At 66.9% G+C, this 19,200-nt stretch carries 19 protein-coding genes; 10 read left to right on the forward strand and 9 right to left on the reverse strand.

The window, feature by feature from the left end; all coding sequences use genetic code 11:
- The first annotated feature begins 3 nt into the window (after positions 1 to 3).
- From BZF59_RS14235 to BZF59_RS14275, 10 genes are all read left to right on the forward strand, one after another.
- The gene (locus BZF59_RS14235; protein WP_086609233.1) at positions 4 to 453 is read left to right on the forward strand and encodes a YeeE/YedE family protein; all 450 of its coding nucleotides are present in this window, start codon (positions 4 to 6) and stop codon (positions 451 to 453) included.
- Positions 450 to 869, forward strand: coding sequence for a DUF6691 family protein (locus BZF59_RS14240; protein ID WP_086608894.1), 420 nt, complete (start codon positions 450 to 452; stop codon positions 867 to 869). Before BZF59_RS14235 ends, BZF59_RS14240 begins: the two co-directional genes overlap by 4 nt.
- Positions 866 to 1,288, forward strand: coding sequence for a protein tyrosine phosphatase family protein (locus BZF59_RS16455; RefSeq protein WP_245806170.1), 423 nt, complete (start codon positions 866 to 868; stop codon positions 1,286 to 1,288). The genes BZF59_RS14240 and BZF59_RS16455 overlap by 4 nt, the downstream gene beginning before the upstream one ends.
- Positions 1,289 to 1,315: 27 nt before the next feature.
- Positions 1,316 to 2,545: an NAD(P)/FAD-dependent oxidoreductase gene (locus tag BZF59_RS14245; protein ID WP_245806171.1), complete on the forward strand. Its 1,230-nt coding sequence runs from the start codon at positions 1,316 to 1,318 to the stop codon at positions 2,543 to 2,545.
- A gap of 3 nt (positions 2,546 to 2,548) precedes the next feature.
- Entirely contained in the window at positions 2,549 to 4,306 is a 1,758-nt protein-coding gene (locus BZF59_RS14250; RefSeq protein ID WP_086608895.1) for a SulP family inorganic anion transporter, read from the forward strand.
- 101 nt (positions 4,307 to 4,407) lie between these two features.
- The gene (locus BZF59_RS14255; protein WP_086608896.1) at positions 4,408 to 5,862 is read left to right on the forward strand and encodes a cytochrome ubiquinol oxidase subunit I; all 1,455 of its coding nucleotides are present in this window, start codon (positions 4,408 to 4,410) and stop codon (positions 5,860 to 5,862) included.
- Entirely contained in the window at positions 5,862 to 6,857 is a 996-nt protein-coding gene (gene cydB, locus BZF59_RS14260; RefSeq protein WP_086608897.1) for a cytochrome d ubiquinol oxidase subunit II, read from the forward strand. Before BZF59_RS14255 ends, cydB begins: the two co-directional genes overlap by 1 nt.
- Complete coding sequence (locus tag BZF59_RS14265; protein WP_086608898.1) at positions 6,857 to 6,991, forward strand: DUF2474 domain-containing protein; 135 nt, start codon at positions 6,857 to 6,859, stop codon at positions 6,989 to 6,991. Before cydB ends, BZF59_RS14265 begins: the two co-directional genes overlap by 1 nt.
- The gene (locus BZF59_RS14270; protein ID WP_086608899.1) at positions 6,988 to 7,332 is read left to right on the forward strand and encodes a thiol-disulfide oxidoreductase DCC family protein; all 345 of its coding nucleotides are present in this window, start codon (positions 6,988 to 6,990) and stop codon (positions 7,330 to 7,332) included. The genes BZF59_RS14265 and BZF59_RS14270 overlap by 4 nt, the downstream gene beginning before the upstream one ends.
- A gap of 68 nt (positions 7,333 to 7,400) precedes the next feature.
- The gene (locus BZF59_RS14275) at positions 7,401 to 8,567 is read left to right on the forward strand and encodes an alpha-hydroxy-acid oxidizing protein (RefSeq protein WP_086608900.1); all 1,167 of its coding nucleotides are present in this window, start codon (positions 7,401 to 7,403) and stop codon (positions 8,565 to 8,567) included.
- 332 nt (positions 8,568 to 8,899) lie between these two features.
- On the opposite strand, the gene BZF59_RS14280 is transcribed toward BZF59_RS14275, so the two are convergent.
- The 9 genes from BZF59_RS14280 to tsaD all read right to left on the reverse strand — a co-directional run bounded on the left by BZF59_RS14280 (position 8,900) and on the right by tsaD (position 19,183).
- Positions 8,900 to 10,351, reverse strand: coding sequence for an NAD-dependent succinate-semialdehyde dehydrogenase (locus BZF59_RS14280; RefSeq protein WP_086608901.1), 1,452 nt, complete (start codon positions 10,349 to 10,351; stop codon positions 8,900 to 8,902).
- Between the two features lie 156 nt (positions 10,352 to 10,507).
- Complete coding sequence (locus BZF59_RS14285) at positions 10,508 to 11,518, reverse strand: fumarylacetoacetate hydrolase family protein (RefSeq protein WP_086608902.1); 1,011 nt, start codon at positions 11,516 to 11,518, stop codon at positions 10,508 to 10,510.
- Positions 11,519 to 11,543: 25 nt separating this feature from the next.
- Positions 11,544 to 12,185 carry a maleylacetoacetate isomerase gene (gene maiA / locus BZF59_RS14290; protein ID WP_086609234.1) on the reverse strand — a complete coding sequence of 214 codons (642 nt, stop codon included), beginning with the start codon at positions 12,183 to 12,185 and terminating at the stop codon, positions 11,544 to 11,546.
- A gap of 197 nt (positions 12,186 to 12,382) precedes the next feature.
- Positions 12,383 to 12,739 (reverse strand): response regulator, encoded by a 357-nt coding sequence (locus tag BZF59_RS14295; RefSeq protein WP_086608903.1) that lies wholly within the window; start codon positions 12,737 to 12,739, stop codon positions 12,383 to 12,385.
- 74 nt (positions 12,740 to 12,813) lie between these two features.
- The gene (locus BZF59_RS14300; protein WP_086608904.1) at positions 12,814 to 13,386 is read right to left on the reverse strand and encodes a hypothetical protein; all 573 of its coding nucleotides are present in this window, start codon (positions 13,384 to 13,386) and stop codon (positions 12,814 to 12,816) included.
- A 243-nt stretch (positions 13,387 to 13,629) separates the two neighbouring features.
- Positions 13,630 to 15,342 carry a vWA domain-containing protein gene (locus BZF59_RS14305; protein WP_086608905.1) on the reverse strand — a complete coding sequence of 571 codons (1,713 nt, stop codon included), beginning with the start codon at positions 15,340 to 15,342 and terminating at the stop codon, positions 13,630 to 13,632.
- Positions 15,343 to 15,418: 76 nt separating this feature from the next.
- Positions 15,419 to 16,945 carry a lipopolysaccharide biosynthesis protein gene (locus tag BZF59_RS14310; RefSeq protein WP_086608906.1) on the reverse strand — a complete coding sequence of 509 codons (1,527 nt, stop codon included), beginning with the start codon at positions 16,943 to 16,945 and terminating at the stop codon, positions 15,419 to 15,421.
- Positions 16,942 to 17,958 (reverse strand): NAD(P)H-dependent glycerol-3-phosphate dehydrogenase, encoded by a 1,017-nt coding sequence (locus tag BZF59_RS14315; RefSeq protein ID WP_086608907.1) that lies wholly within the window; start codon positions 17,956 to 17,958, stop codon positions 16,942 to 16,944. Before BZF59_RS14315 ends, BZF59_RS14310 begins: the two co-directional genes overlap by 4 nt.
- Positions 17,959 to 17,968: 10 nt before the next feature.
- Positions 17,969 to 19,183: a tRNA (adenosine(37)-N6)-threonylcarbamoyltransferase complex transferase subunit TsaD gene (tsaD, locus tag BZF59_RS16115; protein WP_143738183.1), complete on the reverse strand. Its 1,215-nt coding sequence runs from the start codon at positions 19,181 to 19,183 to the stop codon at positions 17,969 to 17,971.
- Between the last annotated feature and the right edge of the window lie 17 nt (positions 19,184 to 19,200).

A 19,200-nucleotide genomic window follows, 5' to 3' on the forward strand; every position in this document is an offset into this window, starting at 1 on the left:
GAATTGGGATTGGCGGGATTTCCTGACGCGGCCCCGCTGCCGGGGCTGATCGGCGGGCTGCTGATCGGTCTGGCGGCGGCGCTGATGCTGCTGGGGGCGGGGCGGATCGCCGGGGTCTCGGGCATAGCGGCGCGCGCCTTTGGCCTTGCCGACTCTTCGCTGCCGCGTCTTGGTGCATGGGCTTTCGTGATCGGTCTGCCACTCGGCGCGTTTCTGGTGATGAGCCAGACCGATGCGCCGACGCCCGGCTTTGCGAGCCCGGTGGTGCTGGTGATCGCAGGGCTGATCGTCGGCATCGGTACCCGGATCGGGAGCGGCTGCACCAGCGGGCACGGGGTGTGCGGCATGAGCCGCCTGTCCCAGCGCTCGCTGGTGGCGGTGGCGACCTTCATGATCACTGGCTTTGCCACGGTCGCAGTGATGAACGCGCTCAGCATCACGGTGCTGCCATGATGCGCGCCACTCTCGTTCCGCTCGCCTCGGGCACGATCTTCGGTGCGGGCCTGACCATCGGCGGCATGACCGACCCGGCGCGGGTGCGCGGGTTCCTCGACCTGTTCGGGGCGTGGGATCCGACGCTCGCCTTCGTGATGGGCGGGGCTGTGCTGGTGATGGCGCTGGCCTGGGCGGTGCAGCGAAGGATGCAGCGCCCGGCCTTTGCCGAAGGCTTCTCGCTGCCCGACCGCAACGACCTGACCCCGCGCCTTGTCGGAGGATCGGCGCTGTTCGGGGTGGGCTGGGGGATCGCCGGGCTGTGCCCCGGCCCCGGCTTTGCCGCGCTGGCGATTGCGCCTGTCTCGGCGGCGATTTTCGTGGCGGCAATGCTCGCCGGAATGCTGCTGGTGCGGCTGATGGAAGGACGAGGATGATGGAACCCAAAGTGATCGACGAAACCCTCGCGGTCGCGGCGCAGATGCAGCCCGAAGAGCTTGCGGGCCTTGCCGAGCAGGGCTTTGCCGCCGTGATCTGCAACCGCCCCGACGGCGAAGAGCCCGGCCAGCCCCCGATCGAAGCGATGCGCGCAGCGGCGCAAGGGGCTGGCCTCGCCTTCCACCATATCCCGGTGTCGGGCGGTGTCTTTCCGCATGCTGCGGTCGCTGCCTTTGGCGCAATCCGGCGCGGCACGCCGGGCAAGGTGCTGGCCTATTGCCGCACCGGAACCCGTGCAGCGACGCTCGACGCGCTCGCCAATGTGCACGGCTTCAGCGTTGCGGAGCGGCTCGGGCACGCAGCCGCCGCCGGATACGACCTTTCAGGCCTCGCCGAGCGCATGGAAGCGGGCGGCTAAGGGCCGCGCGCAAAGGAGGGATCGGACATGGGTAGCAGCAGCAAGCACAGCGTCGTCATCATCGGCGGCGGCGCGGCGGGGATCGCCACGGCAGCCTCGATGCTCAAGCGCCGCCCGGGGCTTGATATCGCCATTGTCGAACCCTCCGACACCCACGCCTATCAGCCCGGCTGGACGATGGTTGGCGGCGGGGTGTTCGATGTCGCCACCACCATCCGTCCGATGGCGAGCGTCATGCCGAAGGGCGTCACCTGGGTGAAGCAGGCCTGCACCGGCTTCCGGCCCGAGGACAAGGCGGTCACGCTCGCTGACGGCGGCACGCTGGCCTATGACGTGCTGATCGTCGCTCCCGGAATTCGCCTCGCGTGGGAGAAAATCGCCGGGCTTGAGGTGACGCTCGGCCAGAACGGCGTCACTTCGAACTACCGCGCAGACCTTGCGCCCTATACATGGGAGCTGGTGCAGACCACGCGCGGCGGGCGGGCAATCTTCTCGCAGCCGCCCATGCCGATCAAATGCGCCGGCGCGCCGCAGAAATCGATGTATCTCGCCTGCGATCACTGGCGGCGCGCGGGCGTGCTCGGCGATATCGAGGTCGAGTTCCGCAATGCGGGCGCGGTGCTGTTCGGCGTGGCGGACTATGTCCCGGCGCTGATGGAGTATGTCGAGAAATACGGCATCCACCTTCATCTTGGCAGCAGTCTCGTCGCGGTCGATGGCCCGGCGCGGCTGGCGACGTTCAAGACGGGTGAGGGCGAGGAGACGGTCAGCTTCGACATGCTCCACGTCGTCCCCCCGCAGGTCGCGCCGCAGTTCCTCGCGGACAGCCCGCTGGCGGCGCCGAGCGGCTTTACCGATGTCGATCAGCACACGCTCCAGCATGTGCGCTATCCCTATGTGTTCGGTCTTGGCGATGCCGGGTCGATGCCCAATGCCAAGACCGCCGCAGCCGTGCGCAAGCAGGCGCCGGTGGTGGCGGTCAATGCGCTGCGCCAGCTCGATGGCAAGGGGCCGACGGCGGGCTATGACGGCTATGGATCGTGCCCGCTGACGGTCGAGCGCGGCAAGATCGTGCTCGCCGAGTTTGCCTATGGCGGCAAGCTTGCACCCAGCTTCCCGACGTGGCTGATCGATGGCACCAAGCCCGCGCGCCTGTCGTGGATGCTCAAGGCCGATCTGCTGCCGTGGATTTACTGGAACGGGATGCTCAAGGGTCGCGAATGGCTCGCCGGGCCCGGCGGGCTGATCGCGCAGTAGACCATGCTGGAGCGCTATTTCCCGATACTCGCGTGGGGACGCACCTATGATCGCCCCGCGCTGACCAGCGATCTGATGGCGGCGCTGATCGTCACCATCATGCTGATCCCGCAGAGCCTTGCCTATGCGATGCTGGCGGGACTGCCGCCGGTGGTCGGCCTTTATGCCTCGATCCTGCCGCTCTTCGCCTATGCCCTGTTCGGGACGAGCCGGACGCTTGCGGTCGGGCCGGTGGCGGTGGTTTCGTTGATGACGGCAAGCGCGGCAGGCGCGGTGGCGGCACCCGGGACGGCGGAATATTGGCAGGCCGCGATCACGCTCGCCGCGCTGTCGGGGGTGATGCTGGTGGTGCTGGGACTGCTGCGGCTGGGGTTCCTCGCGAACCTGCTGTCCCACCCCGTCATCAGCGGGTTCATCTCAGCGAGCGGCGTGCTGATCGCGACCAGCCAGCTGAAGCACATTCTGGGCGTGAAGGTGGGGGGCGAGACCTGGCCGGAGATGCTGGCAGGGCTGGCGCGCGCAGTCGGGGACATCAATCCGGCGACGCTTGCGATTGGTATTCCTGCGACCGCCTTCCTGTTCTGGGTAAGGAAGGGCCTGAAGCCCGCCCTGCAACGTTTCGGCCTGTCGCCGCGCGCCGCCGACATGAGCGCCAAGGCCGGGCCGGTGGTGGCGGTGGCGCTGTCGATCCTCGCGGTGATAGGCTTCGGGCTGGAGGCGCGGGGCGTTTCGATCGTCGGCGCGATCCCGCAAGGCCTGCCGCCCTTCATGCTCCCTTCCGCCGACCTTGCGCTGATCGAGGCGCTGTGGGTGCCTGCGCTGCTGATCTCGGTGATCGGCTTCGTCGAGAGCGTTTCGGTGGCGCAGACCCTCGCCGCCAAGCGCCGCCAGCGGATCGCCCCGGATCAGGAGCTGATCGGGCTGGGGGCAAGCAACATCGCCTCTGCGCTGTCGGGCGGCTATCCAGTGACGGGCGGTTTCGCGCGCTCGGTGGTGAACTTCGATGCGGGCGCGCAGACGCCTGCCGCAGGGGCCTTCACGGCGTTGGGGATCGCGCTCGCCAGCCTGTTCCTCACCCCGCTGCTCTACAATCTGCCCAATGCGACGCTGGCGGCGACGATCATCGTTGCGGTGCTAAGCTTGGTCGACCTCAAGACCCCGCGCCGCCTCTGGGCCTATTCCAAGGCCGATTTCGCCGCCCACGCCGCAACCATCGCCGTCACTCTGCTCGCCGGGGTGGAACTGGGCGTGATCGCGGGCGTAGGCGTCGGCCTGCTGCTCTATCTGTGGCGCGCAAGCCGGCCCCATGCCGCAATTGTCGGACGGGTGCCGGGCACCGAGCATTTCCGTAATGTCGAGCGCCACAAGGTGCTCACACTCCCGCACCTGCTCACCATCCGGGTCGACGAGAGCCTCACCTATCTCAACGCCCGCTGGCTGGAGGAATATGTGCTCGAACAGGTCGCCGAGCGCCCGGCCTTGCGCCACGTGGTGCTGATGGCGAGCGCGGTCAATGCGATCGATGCATCGGGGCTGGAGAGCCTCGAGGCGATCAATCACCGGCTGGCCGATGGCGGTATCCGGATGCACCTTTCGGAAGTGAAGGGGCCGGTGATGGACGCCCTGAAGCGCAGCCACTTCCTCGATGATCTGTCGGGCCAGGTGTTCCTGTCGCAGGACAGCGCCTTTGCCGCACTCGCCAACGACACCGGCGCGGATGCCCCGCTACCCATGGCCGACGAGGCGCGGGGACTGATCTGAGCGCCGATGTTTTGCTGCACTGCAACCCTTTCGGCTGCAAACCGTATATCCGGTGCAGCCATTGCAATTGAACGCCGTAGCCAAGGGACTAGCTGCTGATCATGTTTGACAACCTCGACGCCCTGCTGCTCGCGCGGATCCAGTTTGCCTTTACGGTGAGCTTCCATTTCTTCTTCCCGGCGTTCTCGATCGGGCTGGCCAGCTATCTCGCGGTGCTGGAGGGGCTGTGGCTCAAGACCGGCAAGTCGGTCTATCTCGACCTGTTCAAGTACTGGCTGAAGATCTTCGCGATCGCCTTCGCGATGGGCGTCGTCTCGGGCATCGTCATGTCCTACCAGTTCGGCACCAACTGGTCGGTGTTTTCGGACAAGGCGGGGCCGGTGATCGGGCCATTGATGGCCTATGAGGTGCTGACCGCGTTCTTCCTCGAAGCGGGCTTCCTCGGCGTGATGCTGTTCGGGATGAACAAGGTCGGCAAGAAGCTGCACTTTGCCGCCACGCTGATGGTGGCGCTGGGCACCTTCGTTTCGGCCTTCTGGATCCTCAGCGTCAATAGCTGGATGCAAACGCCGACGGGGTACGAGATCGGCGCCAACGGACAGTTCCTGCCGGGACCGAGTTGGTGGGACATCGTCTTCAACCCGAGCTTCCCCTATCGGCTCGTCCACACGGTGATGGCGGCCTACCTCACCACCGCCTTCGTGGTCGGTGCGGTGGGCGCGTGGCACCTGCTGAAAGACCGCGCCAATCCCCACGCTCGCAAGATGTTCTCGATGGCGATGTGGATGGCCGCGATTGTCACGCCCTTGCAGATTTTCGCGGGCGACATGCACGGGCTCAATACGCTCGAACACCAGCCCGCCAAGGTGATGGCGATGGAGGGGCATTATCAGTCTCACCCCGAAGGCGCGCCGCTGATCCTGTTCGGCATCCCCGACAGCGAAGCGAAGACGGTGCGCTATGCGATCGAAATTCCCAAGGCTTCCTCGCTGATCCTCAAGCATGATCTCAACGCCCCGATGGCGGGGCTCGACACGATTCCCGATGATGAAGAGCCGCCGGTGGGCGTGGTGTTCTGGAGCTTCCGCGTGATGGTCGGCATCGGCTTTGCGATGCTCGGTATCGGACTGTGGAGCTTGTGGGGGCGCTTCCGCAAGCGGCTCTACGACATGCCCTGGCTCCACCGCGCGGCGGTGCTGATGGGGCCATCGGGCTTTGCGGCGGTGCTTGCGGGGTGGATCACCACCGAAGTCGGCCGCCAGCCTTTCGTGATTTACGGCGTGCTGCGGACGGCCGACGCGGCGAGCCCGCTCGATGCGCCTGCGGTGGCGGCCTCGCTGCTGGCCTTCATCCTCGTCTATTTCACCGTCTTCGGCATCGGCGTGTGGTATGTCCTCAAGCTGATGAGCAAGCCGCCGCACGCGGGCGAATATGGCGTCAAGCGTGGCGATGTCGGTCCGATCCGCACCGCCGGGATCACGCCGGGGCCGACGCAGAACCCCGGCGGGGCCGAGACGCTGCCGACCGAAGCCCCGCCCGAGAAGGAACTGGTGTGATGGACCTGACCGTCATCTGGGCCTTCATCATCGCCTTTGCGGTCTTCGCCTATGTGGTGATGGACGGCTTCGATCTCGGGATCGGCATCCTGTTCCCGACCTTCCAGCCGGGGCGCGAGCGCGACCGGGCGATGAACTCGATCGCGCCGGTTTGGGACGGAAACGAGACCTGGCTGGTGCTGGGGGGAGGGGGGCTCTTCGCCGCCTTCCCGCTAGCCTATGCGGTGATCCTGCCGGCGACCTACCCGCTGATCATCGCCATGCTGCTGGGGCTGGTGTTCCGAGGGGTCGCCTTCGAATACCGCTGGCGCGATCCGGGGCACCAGAAGTTCTGGGACATGGCCTTTACCGGCGGCAGCTTTGTCGCGGCTCTGGCGCAGGGGATGACGCTTGGGGCGTTGCTACAGGGTATCGAGGTGGTTGACCGGGCGTATGCGGGTAGTTGGTTCGACTGGTTCACGCCGTACACCCTGCTGACCGGCCTCGGCACGGTCGCAGGCTATGCGCTGCTGGGGAGCACCTGGCTGATCTGGAAGCTCGACGGCGACGAGCAGGCCCATGCGAGGAAGCTCGCGGTGCGCGCCGCGATCGCCACGATCGTCTTGATGGGGGCAGTGAGCCTCTACAACGTCACGCTTAACGCCGAATATGCCGCGCACTGGCTGAGCGCGCCGGAAGTCTACTACGTCGCCCCGGTGCCGATCATCACCGGGATCATCGCGCTGTCGATGCTGCGGGCGATCACGCGTGAGCGCAATTCCAAGCCCTTCTGGCTGGCGCTGGCGCTGTTCTTCCTTGGCATGGCGGGGCTGGGGGTGACGATCTGGCCCTATGTCGTGCCGCCGGGCCTCACCATCTGGGACGCCGCCGCGCCCGAACGCAGCCAGATCTTCATGCTGGTGGGCGTGGCGATCACCATGCCGCTGATCATCGGCTACACGGCCTGGGCCTATTGGGTGTTCCGCGGCAAGGTGGCGGATGAGGGGTATCACTGATGCTTGCCCCGCCTGAGAAACCGCCAGAAGGCCCCTTGTGGCAGCGCCTGCTCTGGATGGTCGGCATCTGGGCAGCGAGCGTCTCGGTGCTCGGCGCGGTCGCCTATGTCATCCGCTTGTGGATCGCCCCGTGAGCGTCAAGGTCTGGTACGACGGCGCCTGTCCGCTGTGCCTGCGCGAGATCGCGGTGATGCGGTGGCTCGACCGGCGCGGGCGGATCACCTTTGTCGATGTCGCGGCAGGAAGCGACCCCTCCTGCCCGATCGACCGTGCGCAGTTGCTCGCCCGCTTCCATGCCGAGGAGGATGGCGTGGTCTATTCCGGCGCGGCGGCCTTCGCGGCGATGTGGCGCGCAATCCCCCTGCTGCGCCCGCTCGGACTGGCGGCGCGCTGGTTGCCGGTGCTGCGGGTGCTGGAAGCGGCCTATGTCCGCTTCCTCAAGGTGCGGCCCCGCCTGCAACGCTTCTTCGCCTAGAAAGCGCTTGCCCTGACGGCCTGCATCGTCTGAATTCCCGTCAAACAGAAACGGGAGAGACGGCCGCCATGAGCAATTTCGGCGCGATGCAGAACGAGATCTACAACGCCGGTCTAAGCGGCATTCTGCCCACCTTCCCGGTCGATTTCGCCACGCTCGAAAAGCGCGCGCATCAGGCACTGGGGCCGAGTCTCACCAACTACGTCGCGGGCGGCTGCGGGGACGAGCACACGCAGGATCAGAACGCTGCGGCCTTCCACCACTGGGGCATGGTGCCGCGCATGATGGTCGATTGCGCCACGCGCGATCTGTCGATCGAGCTGTTCGGCCACACGTATCCCACCCCGCTGTTCATGGCCCCCATCGGCCTCAATGGCGAAGCCTCGCAGGACCGCCACGGCGACATGGCCGCCGCACGCGCATCGGCGATGACGGGGGTGCCGTTCTGCGCCTCGACCCTCGCCAACGATCCGCTGGAGGATGTGAAGGCGGCCTGCGGGGATACGCCCGCGTGGTTCCAGCTTTACACGCCGAAGAACCGGGAGCTTGCGACCAGTCTGATCCGCCGTGCCGAGGAGGCCGGCTACACAGCGCTGGTGGTGACGCTCGATACCTGGGTTACCGGCTGGCGGCCGCGCGATCTCAACGCGTCGAACTTCCCGCAGCTGCGCGGCAAGGTCTTGCAGAACTACTTCACCGACCCTGTCTTCCGCTCGCTGCTGGCAAAGCCACCCGAAGAGGATCCGGCAGCGGCGATCTTCACCTGGGCGGCGACCTTCGGGCAGGTGCTGACGTGGGACGACATGGCGTGGTTCAAGTCGGTGACGAAGCTGCCGATCGTGCTGAAGGGCATCTGCCACCCCGACGACGCGCGCCGCGCGGTCGATACCGGGGCGGATGCGATCTATTGCTCCAACCACGGCGGGCGGCAGGCCAATGGCGGGATCGCGACCATCGACCTGCTCGCGGATGTGGTCGCGGCGGGCGGCGATGTGCCGGTTCTGTTTGACAGCGGAATCCGCTCCGGCACCGATGCGGTCAAGGCGCTGGCGATGGGCGCGCGCGCAGTCGGCGTGGGGCGGCCCTATACCTATGGCCTCGCGCTGGGCGGGGCGGAGGGTGCGGCGTGGGTGCTGCGGTCGATCCTCGCCGAGGCCGACCTGCTGATGGCGGTCAACGGCTACCCGACCCTCGCCGAAGTCCGCGCCGCCGGGGTGCGCCGCACCGACCGTTAGGTGCACTCACACCCCGCGTGAGCAGTCATTGCACATCGCGCGCTCGGCCGTTGACCGCATTTTAAGGAATTCTGCCCAGAAAGGCTTTAGGACTCGTTTTATCCACAGGTTTGGTGTTAGCTGAAGCTACATAAAAAGCCGCCGATTCGGGGACGCAACGATGGAAAAGCCGACTATCTGGTCCAGCGGACCGGATCCCATGCGCCGCACTGTTTGCCTTTCGAACGAACACTCGCGCCGCGCGCGATATGGTCGCATTCAGCCAATGCAATCGCGCCAGTCCTTCATCGAACGCCTCGCCAGCCTGATCGCCTGAGCGACCGCGTGGTGGCCTAGCCGCCAGCTTTCGCCAGCATCACCAGCTTGGTGTCGGTGAAGGCGAGGTAGCCTTCCTCGCCCCCTTCCGATCCGAACCCGCTGTCGCCGACCCCGCCGAAGGGCGTTTCAGGCGAGGACACGATCAGCTGGTTGATCCCCACCATCCCTGCGCGAAGGCTCCGCCCGAGGTAATGCGCCTCGTCGAGATCGGCGGAAAAGGCATAGGCCGCAAGGCCATAGCGCAGTGAATTGGCGATGCTCACCGCATCTTCGATGGTCTCGAAAGGCACGATCCCGGCAATCGGGCCAAAAGGCTCCTCGGTCATGAAGCGGCTGTCGGGTGCGGGGTTGGCGATCACGGTCGGCTGGAAGAAGAATCCCTTGCCCGCAATCGCCGCGCCGCCGGTGACGACTTCGCCGCGATTGCCTCCGGTATCAGCCACCACCGCCTCCATCGCCGTCACCCGGCGCGCGTGGGCGAGCGGGCCCATGTCGACGCTGTCGTCCACCCCCGCATCGCCCACCTTGAGCTTCGCGGTGCGTTCAGCAAACTCAGCGACAAAGCGATCATAGACTTCGCGCGCGACCAGAAAGCGCGTGGGCGAGACGCAGACCTGCCCGGCATTGCGGAACTTGGTGCCCGCGCACATCGCCACCGCGCGATCGAGATCGGCGTGCTTGCTGACGATCACCGGGGCATGGCCGCCCAGCTCCGGGGTGAAGCGCTTCATGTGCGAGGCCGCCAGCGCGCCCAGCTGCTTGCCGATCGCGGTCGAACCGGTGAAGCTGACCTTGCGCGTTATCGGCGACACGATCAGGTGCTCCGACACCGGTCCGGGGTCACCATAGACGAGGTTGAGCACGCCCGGAGGCAGGCCGGCATCGACGAAGCATTCCACCAGCAGCTGCGCCGAGGCCGGGGTGTTCTCCGCCGGCTTGAAGATCGCGGTGCAGCCCGCCGCCAGCGCGCCGCCGATCTTCTTGGCGGGCAGGTTGACCGGGAAGTTCCAGGGGGTGAGCAGCACCGCCGGGCCGATCGGCTCATGCGTCACCATCTGCGCGATCAGCTGGTTGCCGCGCGTCGGGATCAGCCGCCCGCCGCGCCGCTTGGCTTCCTCGCCGAGGAAATCGAGCGTGTCGGCCGCCGAGGTGATCTCGCCCACGGCCTGCGCGCGCGGCTTGCCCATTTCGGCGGTGACCACCCGCGCGATTGCGTCGGCCCGCTCGCGCATCAGATCGGCGGCGCGGCGCAGGATCTTGTGACGCTCGGCGCCCGAGGTCTGGCCCCATTGGCCGAAGGCATCGCCCGCCGCCTTGAGCGCCGCGTCGAGCTGCGCGGGCGAGGCCTTCGGGCATTGGCCAAGCTCCGCCTCGGTCGCCGGGTTCACCACCGCCATCGTCCCGGCCTCGCCTGCGGCGATCCATTCGCCGTTGATGAGCATCTTGAGGGTCGGATAGGCGGTCATGACAGAGTCCACTTCTGGAGGTTGCGGCACGCACTAGCGGCTATTTCACCGGTTCGCCAATGTTTCACGTGAAACATTTAAAGAACATCGGGCGCGTGCAACGCCATTGCAACGACCCGGCAACGACTGCGCAACGGGTTCGGCACAGGTCGGCTTTCAGACCGCAACCACATGCTGTTCGATCGCGCCGAAGATCGAGTGGTTGTGATCGTCGCGCATTTCGATCCGCACCGTGTCTCCGGCCTGCATGAACGGCGTTTTCGGAGCACCATCGCGGATGGTTTCGATCATCCGGATTTCGGCGATGCAGGAATAGCCCGCGCCGCCTTCGGCCACGGGCTTGCCTGCTCCGCCATCGGCACCCTTGTTCGATACCGTGCCGGTGCCGATCACCGTGCCCGCGCCCAGGTTGCGGGTCTTGGCCGCGTGGGCGACCAGCTGCGCGAGGTTGAAGGTCGCGTCCACCCCGGCATTGGCCCGCCCGAACGGCTTACCGTTGAGGTCGACCATCAGCGGCAGGTGGATCAGCGCGTCGGCCCAGGCCTCGCCGAGTTCGTCGGGTGTGACGGCGACGGGCGAGAAGGCGCTGGCAGGCTTTGACTGGAAGAAGCCGAAGCCCTTTTCCAGCTCCGCCGGGATCAGCCCGCGCAGGGAGACATCGTTGACCAGCATCAGCAGCTTGATGTGCTTTGCGGCGCCTTCAGCCGACACGCCCATCGGCACGTCATCGGTGATGCAGGCGATCTCGCCCTCCATGTCGCAGCCCCACGCGGGGTCGCCCAAGGGGATATCCTGCCGCGGCCGCAGGAAGCCGTCGCTGCCGCCCTGATACATCAGCGGATCGTGGTAGAAGCTCTCGGGCACCTTGGCCCCGCGTGCCTGCCGCACCAGCTCGACGTGGTTGATATAGGCGCTGCCATCGGCCCACTGATAGGCGCGCGGCAGGGGGGAGTGCGCCTGCCGCTCGTGAAAGCGTTCGCACGGCACAGTCTCGTGCTCGACATCGCGGGCGAGCACTTCGAGCTCGGGCGCAATCCGCTCCCAATTGTCGAGCGCGGCCTGCATCGTCGGCGCAATATATCCGGCAGCGCAGCAGCGGGTCAGGTCCTTGCTGACTACGACCAGCATTCCATCACGCGTGCCGTTGTCGAGGGTTGCGAGTTTCATTGAGGTGTCCTCCCGAGACGTGTTCTTATGATTGAGGTGCGTCGATCTGTTTGTCGGGGTGCGCCGCGATGAAGGCGGGATGCGCGCAGCACGCCGCTTCAATGCGGGTCAGGTGCGGGCTCGCCGACAGATCGTAGGCAAAGCGGCGTGCATTGGCGAGCTGCGGGATCAACACGATCTCGAACAGCCCCGGCGCATCGCCATGGAGGAAATCGCCTGTGCCGAGCTGAGCCAGCCGCGCCTCGACCGGATCGAGCGTGCGCTTCAGCCAGGTGCGATACCAGACGTCGATCTCAGCCTGTGTGTGGCCGAGCGGGTCCTTGAGATATTTCAGCACCGGCAGGTTGTTGACCGCGTGAATCTCGGTGGCGATCGCATAGGCGAGTTCGCGCACCGTATAGCGCGCTTCGATATCGGCGGGCAGGAAGGCGGGGGTCGGATAGGCCTCGTCCAGCCATTCGAGCAGCGCCATCGACTGCGCCCGGTCGCGCCCGTCGGCTTCGAGCATGGGCAGCGAGCCGAAGGGATTGCGCGCGGTGAACCCTGCGTCCTTGTTCTCGGCGGTGACGAGATTGACGGGGATGTTCTCGAAGGCGAGGCCCTTGAGGTTGAGGGCGATGCGCAGGCGGTAGGATGTCGAGGAGCGGAAGTAGCCGTAGAGTTTCATCGTGCTCATGGCCCTGCCATCGCAGGTGTGCGGCGGCGGGGCAAGAGGATGGGACGCTTGTTTGCTGCACGTCATCCGGCGTGCCGTCCTCGGCGCGGTTTCAAGCTCTGCGGGCTTGAGCGCCGGCGGCTCGCACGCGTGCGCTCGCAGCCCGTCCGTGGGCGGGCCGATGTCGTTCCTGCAGTCAGGAAAGTGCCCTAGGCCGGAGCGAGCATCCGGTTTACCGCATTGAGCAGATCGGCCGGCGGGCAGGGCTTCGCCAGCGTGGTCGCGCGCGGGAAGCGGGCGGCCAGTGCGCTCATTTCGCCCCGTTCGGAATGGAGGATCACCGGCACGTTATCGTCGATCAGCTTCTGCGCGAGATCATAGGTCAGCCCATCGGCCAACTCGACATCGAGCAGCACACAGTCGGGCCGCCCTTTCTGACAGGCGAGCATGGTGGAAGAAATGCCGGCATGGGGCCCTTCGACCTCATAGCCCGCTTCTTCGAAGGTGTCGCACAGATCGAAGGCGGTAATGAACTCGTCTTCGGCAACCAGGATTCGCAAACTCATCGGCCCACTCCCGCATCAACGAATCCCATTGCGGAAAAGTGTATCACGGTTTGGACGTCAGGCTAACGCGAATCTCATCCATTATTGCCGAATTTCGCGGTGAAGCCCGTTTCGTCGCCCGCAGCGAGCAGCTTGGCCTGCTCAACCCATTGATCGCGGGTGATGCGCCCCGAAAACCGGCCGAGCTGCGCGTCGATCCGGGCGACGGCGGCATCGTCCCACGCGGCGATCTGGGCGAAGGTGGTGACGCCCAATTCCCCCAGCAGGCCTGAGAGCTTGGGGCCGAGGCCCTTGATGCGGGTGAGATCGTCGGGGGTGTCGGCGGCGGGCGTGGCGATGGTCGGGGTGATGACGGGCCCGGCTTCGGCATCGGCCACCGCCGGTGCGGCGGCCAGCGCATCGCTGTTGGCCGCTGCCGAGACCGCGCCCTGATTGATCGCGACCGAGCGCGGGGCATCAATCAGGGACTGATTGCGCGGGGCGGGGGACGCGCCTTCTTCCAGCACATCGCGCGCCAGCGGGTCGGCGCCGTCATCGCGCAGCACCTTCGCCTTGCGGTTCATCCGCGACAGCGCCCAGACGATCACCACCAGGGCGACAAGGCCAAGCAGGATCAGCGGCAGATAGGTCATCAGATCAGGCGACATGGGGCAGGGGCTCCGCTGCGAATCGGAAGGGTGGGGAAGGGGCGCTCTAGCAGCCCCGCCCCCACTCTCCCAAGCCCCCGCGAGTGCATGATACTAGGTCGCGCTGGCGCGCGACGCAGACCTCCCGCCCCGCCTCCCCACCCGGCCACCATATCATGATGGTATCATTGGTGGCCGGGTGGGGAGGCGGGGCGGGAGGTCTGCAGGTTCGCGTCAGCGAACCTTGGTATTAGGGTGAACCGATCAGCCGCCCTTCATGCTGGCCGCCAGCGCGTTCAACCGCAGGAATTCCTGCCGCCAGAAATTGTCCTGCTTGGATGCGAGCGCGGCGACATCGCCGAAGTCGAAGCCCATCATCAGCTCGTCCCCGCGCAGCACCTGCCCAAAGGCGGCGACCGCAGCGGCGAAGGCGAAATCGCCGGTCGGCGCGCGGGCTTCGGCGATCGCGGACGAGGGGACGATCCGCTCGATCAGCTTCGAGGTGTCGCCATCGGGCAGCTTGTAGCGCAGCTTGACCGTGGCGGCCTCCGCCATCCGGGCGGCTGCGGCGGCATCGGGCTTGTCCTCGTATTTGCGCGGGGCGATCCAGCCCTTGCCGCCGACCGGCACGATTTCGTAGATCGCGGTCACCTGATGCCCGGCGCCGATATCGCCCGCATCGACGCGGTCATTGTCGAAATCCTCCTCGCGCAGCGCCCGGTTCTCGTAGCCGACAAGGCGGTATTGCGCGACCACTGCGGGGTTGAATTCGACCTGGATCTTCACATCCTTGGCGATGGTGAACAGGGTCGATTGCATCTCCTCGCCCAGCACCTTCTTCGCTTCCAGTGCGCTATCGATATAGGCGTAGTTGCCGTTCCCCTTGTTGGCGACCTGCTCCATCATCGCTTCGTTGTAGTTGCCCTGACCAAAGCCGAGCGTGGTCAGCGTGATGCCGGTGTCGCGCTTTTTCTCGATCACTTCGATCAGCGCCTTGGTGTCCGACACGCCGACATTGAAATCGCCGTCTGTGGCAAGGATCACGCGGTTGACGCCGCCCTTGATGAAATTGTCCTCGGCAATGCGGTAGGCCAACTCGATGCCCGCGCCGCCCGCGGTCGATCCGCCAGCGGAGAGGCTGTCGAGCGCACGGCGGATCTTGGCGGTGTCATTGGTCGGTTCGAGCACCAGCCCGGCCGCGCCAGCATAGACCACGATCGCGACCGTGTCCTGCGGTCCGAGCTCGCCCGCCAGCCCCGCCAGCGCGGTCTTGACCAGCGGCAGCTTGTCGGGGTCGCTCATCGAGCCCGAGACATCCATCAGGAACACGAGATTGGAAGCCGGGCGCTCGCCCGTGTCGATATCATAGCCGCGCAGGCCGATCCGCATCAGGTAGGAGCCCGGATTCCACGGGCTCTTCGCCACATCGGTGGTCACCGTGAAAGGCTGGCTGCGATCCTTGGGCCGCGCATAATCGTAGCGGAAGTAGTTGATCATCTCCTCGGTGCGCACCGCGTCCTGCGGGGGGAGCATCCCTTGCGTGAGGAACCGCCGGGTGTTGGCATAGGCCCCGGTGTCGACATCGACCGAGAAGGTGGAGACCGGTTCGGCCTGCGTCAGCTTGACGGGGGAGACCTCCTTGCCGTCGTAGCGCTCGGTGCCCGGATCGGTCGCAACCTGAACTGGGGGTACGAAGGTGGCGGAAGGGGCTTTCGTGCGGCTCAAAGTCTCGGTGCTGACCGCCGTGACAGCCATGGCCACTTCGCGCGTTTCCTGCGGCCTGACACGCTGGCCGGTGACGACGATGGGTGCATTTGCCACCGATCCCGGCGGAGGAGGCGGGGGCGGCGGAGGTGGCGGGGGCGCAATCACGCTGGGTGGGGGCGAGACCTTGGCCAGTTGCTCGGGCGCATCCTTCGCACAGCCCGCCAGAATCGCACACAGAGCCGCTGCTGCGGCCAGTTTCTTCCCACGCATCACCAAATCTCCCCGCTCATTACAGCGCGCACGAAAATCCGGGGCGGGGCGTGAATAGCGACTGAACGCCCCTGGCTTACGACAGTTCGGGATCTGCTTCGGGCACGACCTGCTTGCGGAACAGCACCTTGTCCGCCTCGTCAAAACCGCGCCGCCAGATCACCAGCGCATAGGTGCCGAGCACTGCGGGCACGCCGATCAGGAGCTCGATCCATTCGGGCAGCCAGGTGAAGGCATAGCCCACCACCACCGCCGCAGCGGCCGCGTGGGCGAGCGGCCAGCGCCAGTTCGATACCGGCGCGCCGAGCAGATGCTTGAGCAGCAGCGCCTTCACCAGCGAGGACACCGCCAGCGCGATCATCAGCGCGCCGGCTGCGCCTGCCGCCTCGTAGCCCTTGCCTAGGCCAAAGCGCTCCGCTGCCTCGATCAGCGCGATTGTCAGCCCCGCCTGCAAGGCGATGATCCCGACCGAGATTGCCAGATTGCGCTTGCGGGCGATGTAGACCAGCACGCTTTCCGACACGACCGCCATCGAGGCGACCACCTCGGCGGCGAGCAGGAATGCGAGCGCGGCGGTGCCCGCGACGTAATCCGGCCCCCACAGGCCCATCACCGCCTCACCCGGCACGCCCAGCACCAGCGCGATGCCCAATTGCACGGCGATGATCCAGAACCCCACCTGCCGCACCTGCGCGGCGATCGCGTCCATGTTGCCGATCCGCAGGTTCTTGGTGATGACCGGCGAGAGGATCGGCTCGAACGAGGTCTTGAGCTTCTGCGGCAGCGAAGCGATCTGCTGCGCGGCGTAGTAAATGCCGACCGCCGAGGGCGGCGCGAACAGGCCGAGGATGAAGATGTCGAGCAGCCGCGTGCCGCGCTCGATCGCGTCGGCCCCCACCAGCGGGAAGGCGCGGGCCGAGACCGCCAGCAGCGCGCGCGGTGCCGGACGCCAGCCGCGTGGCAGGCCGTAGGTTCTCAGGAACGGCCACAGCGCGGTCAGCAGCCCGGCATAGATCGAGGCGATGAAGGCCAGCGCCAGTCCGCTCTCGCGCGTCGCCGGGATGGTGAAGAACACGCCCGCAGCGATCGAGATTGTCCACGGCTCGATGATCGCCCGCGCGCGCACCGTGGTGGCGATGTCGAAGCGATAGGCTTGCGCTGCGAGCAGGATCTCGGTGACGGCGAAGGCCGGGATGGTGGCGACCAGCCAGATATCCCACACGCCATTCGTACCGTTGGGGAACATCGGTTCGGGGAAGACCAGCAGCACTCCGGCAGCGACGGCGGAATAGGCCAGCGCCAGCAGGATGCCGTCATAGACGAGGTTCGTCTCCGCCGCCCTGTTCTCGCCCGCGCCTTCGGACAGGCGCTGCGCGAGGCCGCGCTTTTCGCCGAGCGAGCAGATCAGCGCGACGATCTCGATCAGTACCAGCGCCGAGGCAAAGCGCCCCAGCGCTTCCGCACCGTAAAGACGGGTGGCGATGACGAGGAAGGGGATGCGCGCCACCAGCCGGATGACGAAGCCGAGCGTGTTCGCTCGCCCGCCCTTGGCGATGGCGGCGAGATCGTCGGTATCCTGGCTGGCAGCGGCGGGGGTGGTCACGCCTCGATATCTCCCGCGTCGCTTTCAAGCTCGGCACGCAGCGGGCGGGCGAGCAGTTCGGCAACCACGTTGCGCGCGTCCTCGCCCTTCAGGATCGCGTCGACCGCCGCGACGATCGGCATGGGGATACCGCGCGCATGGGCCAGATCGGCCAGCACCGGCGCGGTATGCGCGCCTTCGGCCACGGTGCGGCGGTCGGCCATCAGCGCGGCGGCCGAGGCGCCTTCGCCGAGCGCCTTGCCCAAGCTGAAGTTGCGGCTTGAGGTGGAGGAGCAGGTCAGCACCAGATCGCCGAGGCCGCACAGGCCCGCCAGCGTTTCGCCTTGCGCGCCAAGCGTCTCGCCGAAGCGCAGCATCTCGGCATAACCCCGCGCAATCAACGCGGCACGCGCATTCTGGCCGAGCGCGAGTCCCTCCACGACCCCGCAGGCGATAGCGAGCACGTTCTTCACCGCGCCGCCGATCTCCGCGCCGGTGACGTCGTCGGAGTAATAGGGCCGAAAAGTGGGGCGGGCGATGGCAGGGGAGAGCCGCTCCCACTGCTCCCCGCCGCCGCTGCACGCCAGCGTCACGGCGGTCGGCAATCCGGCGGCGACTTCATGCGCGAAGGTTGGCCCCGACAGCACGGCGATGGCGCTGCCGGGGGAGGCATCGCGCGCGACGTGGTTCATCAGCCGCCCGGTGCCCGCCTCGATCCCCTTGGAGCACAGCACCAGATCGCGCGGTGGGCGGGCGAGGCCCGCGAGCACCCGGCCCAGCGCCTGCGCCGGGGTGACGACCAGCATGGTCTCGAGTGCGGCAAGGTCTGCTAGGTCCCCGGTCGCCCGGATGGTTGGGGCCAGCTGCGCCGAGGGGAGGTAGAGCGGGTTGCGGTGTTCGGCATTGATCGTGGTGACGACCTCGGGCTCGTAGGCCCACAGGATTACCTCGCGCCCGTCGGAGGCGAGCATCTGCGCCAGCGCCGTGCCCCATGCGCCCGCGCCGATAACGCCGATGGTTTCGCGATCGCTCATAACCCCTCCATCACGCCTTGTACCCCGCGCCGCGCACGGCTTCCGCCGCCGGGTCGAGCGGCCAGCGCGGACGGGCGACGAAATCGAGCGGATCGCCCGCCGCGTGTTCGCCGCCGAGTGCCAGCCGCTCGCAGCCCGCCCAGGCGATCATCGCGGCATTATCGGTGCACAGCGCCAGCGGCGGGGCGGTGAAACGCATCGCGTGTTTGGCGGCAAGCGTCTCGAGCGCGGCGCGCACGGTCTTGTTGGCCGCCACGCCGCCTGCGACGACCAGCGCTGGGAAGGGGCCCGCGGTATCCAGCGCGCGTTCCAGCCGGTCGATCAGACAATCGACCGCGGCTTGCTGGAAGCTCGCGGCGATGTCGGCGTCAGAATAATTCTCCGTTCGCCCTGAGCTTGTCGAAGGGCCGTCCTTCTCTTCGATCCCCACACTTGTCTCAAGAAAGGACGGTGGTTGACGCTGCGCGTCAGCTTCGCTTCCGACAGGCTCAGCACGAACGGATTTCTGCTGATTTTCCTTGGCCCGCAGCACCGCGCTCTTGAGCCCGGCGAAGGAGAAGTGCGGTTCGGCCGAGCCCTTGAGCGGGCGGGGGAGCGGCACGGCGTGGGGTTTCCCCTCCAGCGCCAGCCGCTCGACCGCAGGCCCGCCGGGATAGCCGAGGCCAAGAATCTTGGCGGTCTTGTCGAAGGCCTCGCCCAGCGCATCGTCGATGGTGGTGGCAAGGCGGCGGTATTGCCCCACGCCCTCGACGGCGAGGATCTGGCAATGCCCGCCCGAAACCAGCAGCAGCAAATAGGGGAACGCGAGCGATTGGTCGGCCAGCCGGGGGGAAAGCGCGTGGCCTTCGAGATGATTGATCGCCAGCAGGGGCTTGTCCGCCGCCATCGCCAGCGCCTTGCCGCTGACGAGGCCGACCATCACCCCGCCGATCAGCCCCGGCCCGGCGGTGGCGGCGATGGCGTCCACGTCGTCGAGGCTCATGCCCGCATCGCCCATCACCTTCGCCAGCATCGGGGCTAGGCGCTCGGCATGGGCGCGGGCGGCGATTTCGGGGACGACGCCGCCGTAGGGGGCGTGTTCGGCCTCCTGACTGGCGATCGCTTGCGCGACGATGGTGCCGTCGCCGCGCACCAGCGCGACCGCGGTTTCATCGCAGCTCGATTCGATGCCCAGCACGAGCGGGGGCACCAATCGCGTGTCCAAGGTGTGCGTGACCGATCCCATCCGGCTTCCATCTAGTC

Origin of the sequence: Erythrobacter donghaensis, from assembly GCF_002155425.1 — a bacterium.
Taxonomy (GTDB): Bacteria; Pseudomonadota; Alphaproteobacteria; order Sphingomonadales; family Sphingomonadaceae; genus Erythrobacter; species Erythrobacter donghaensis.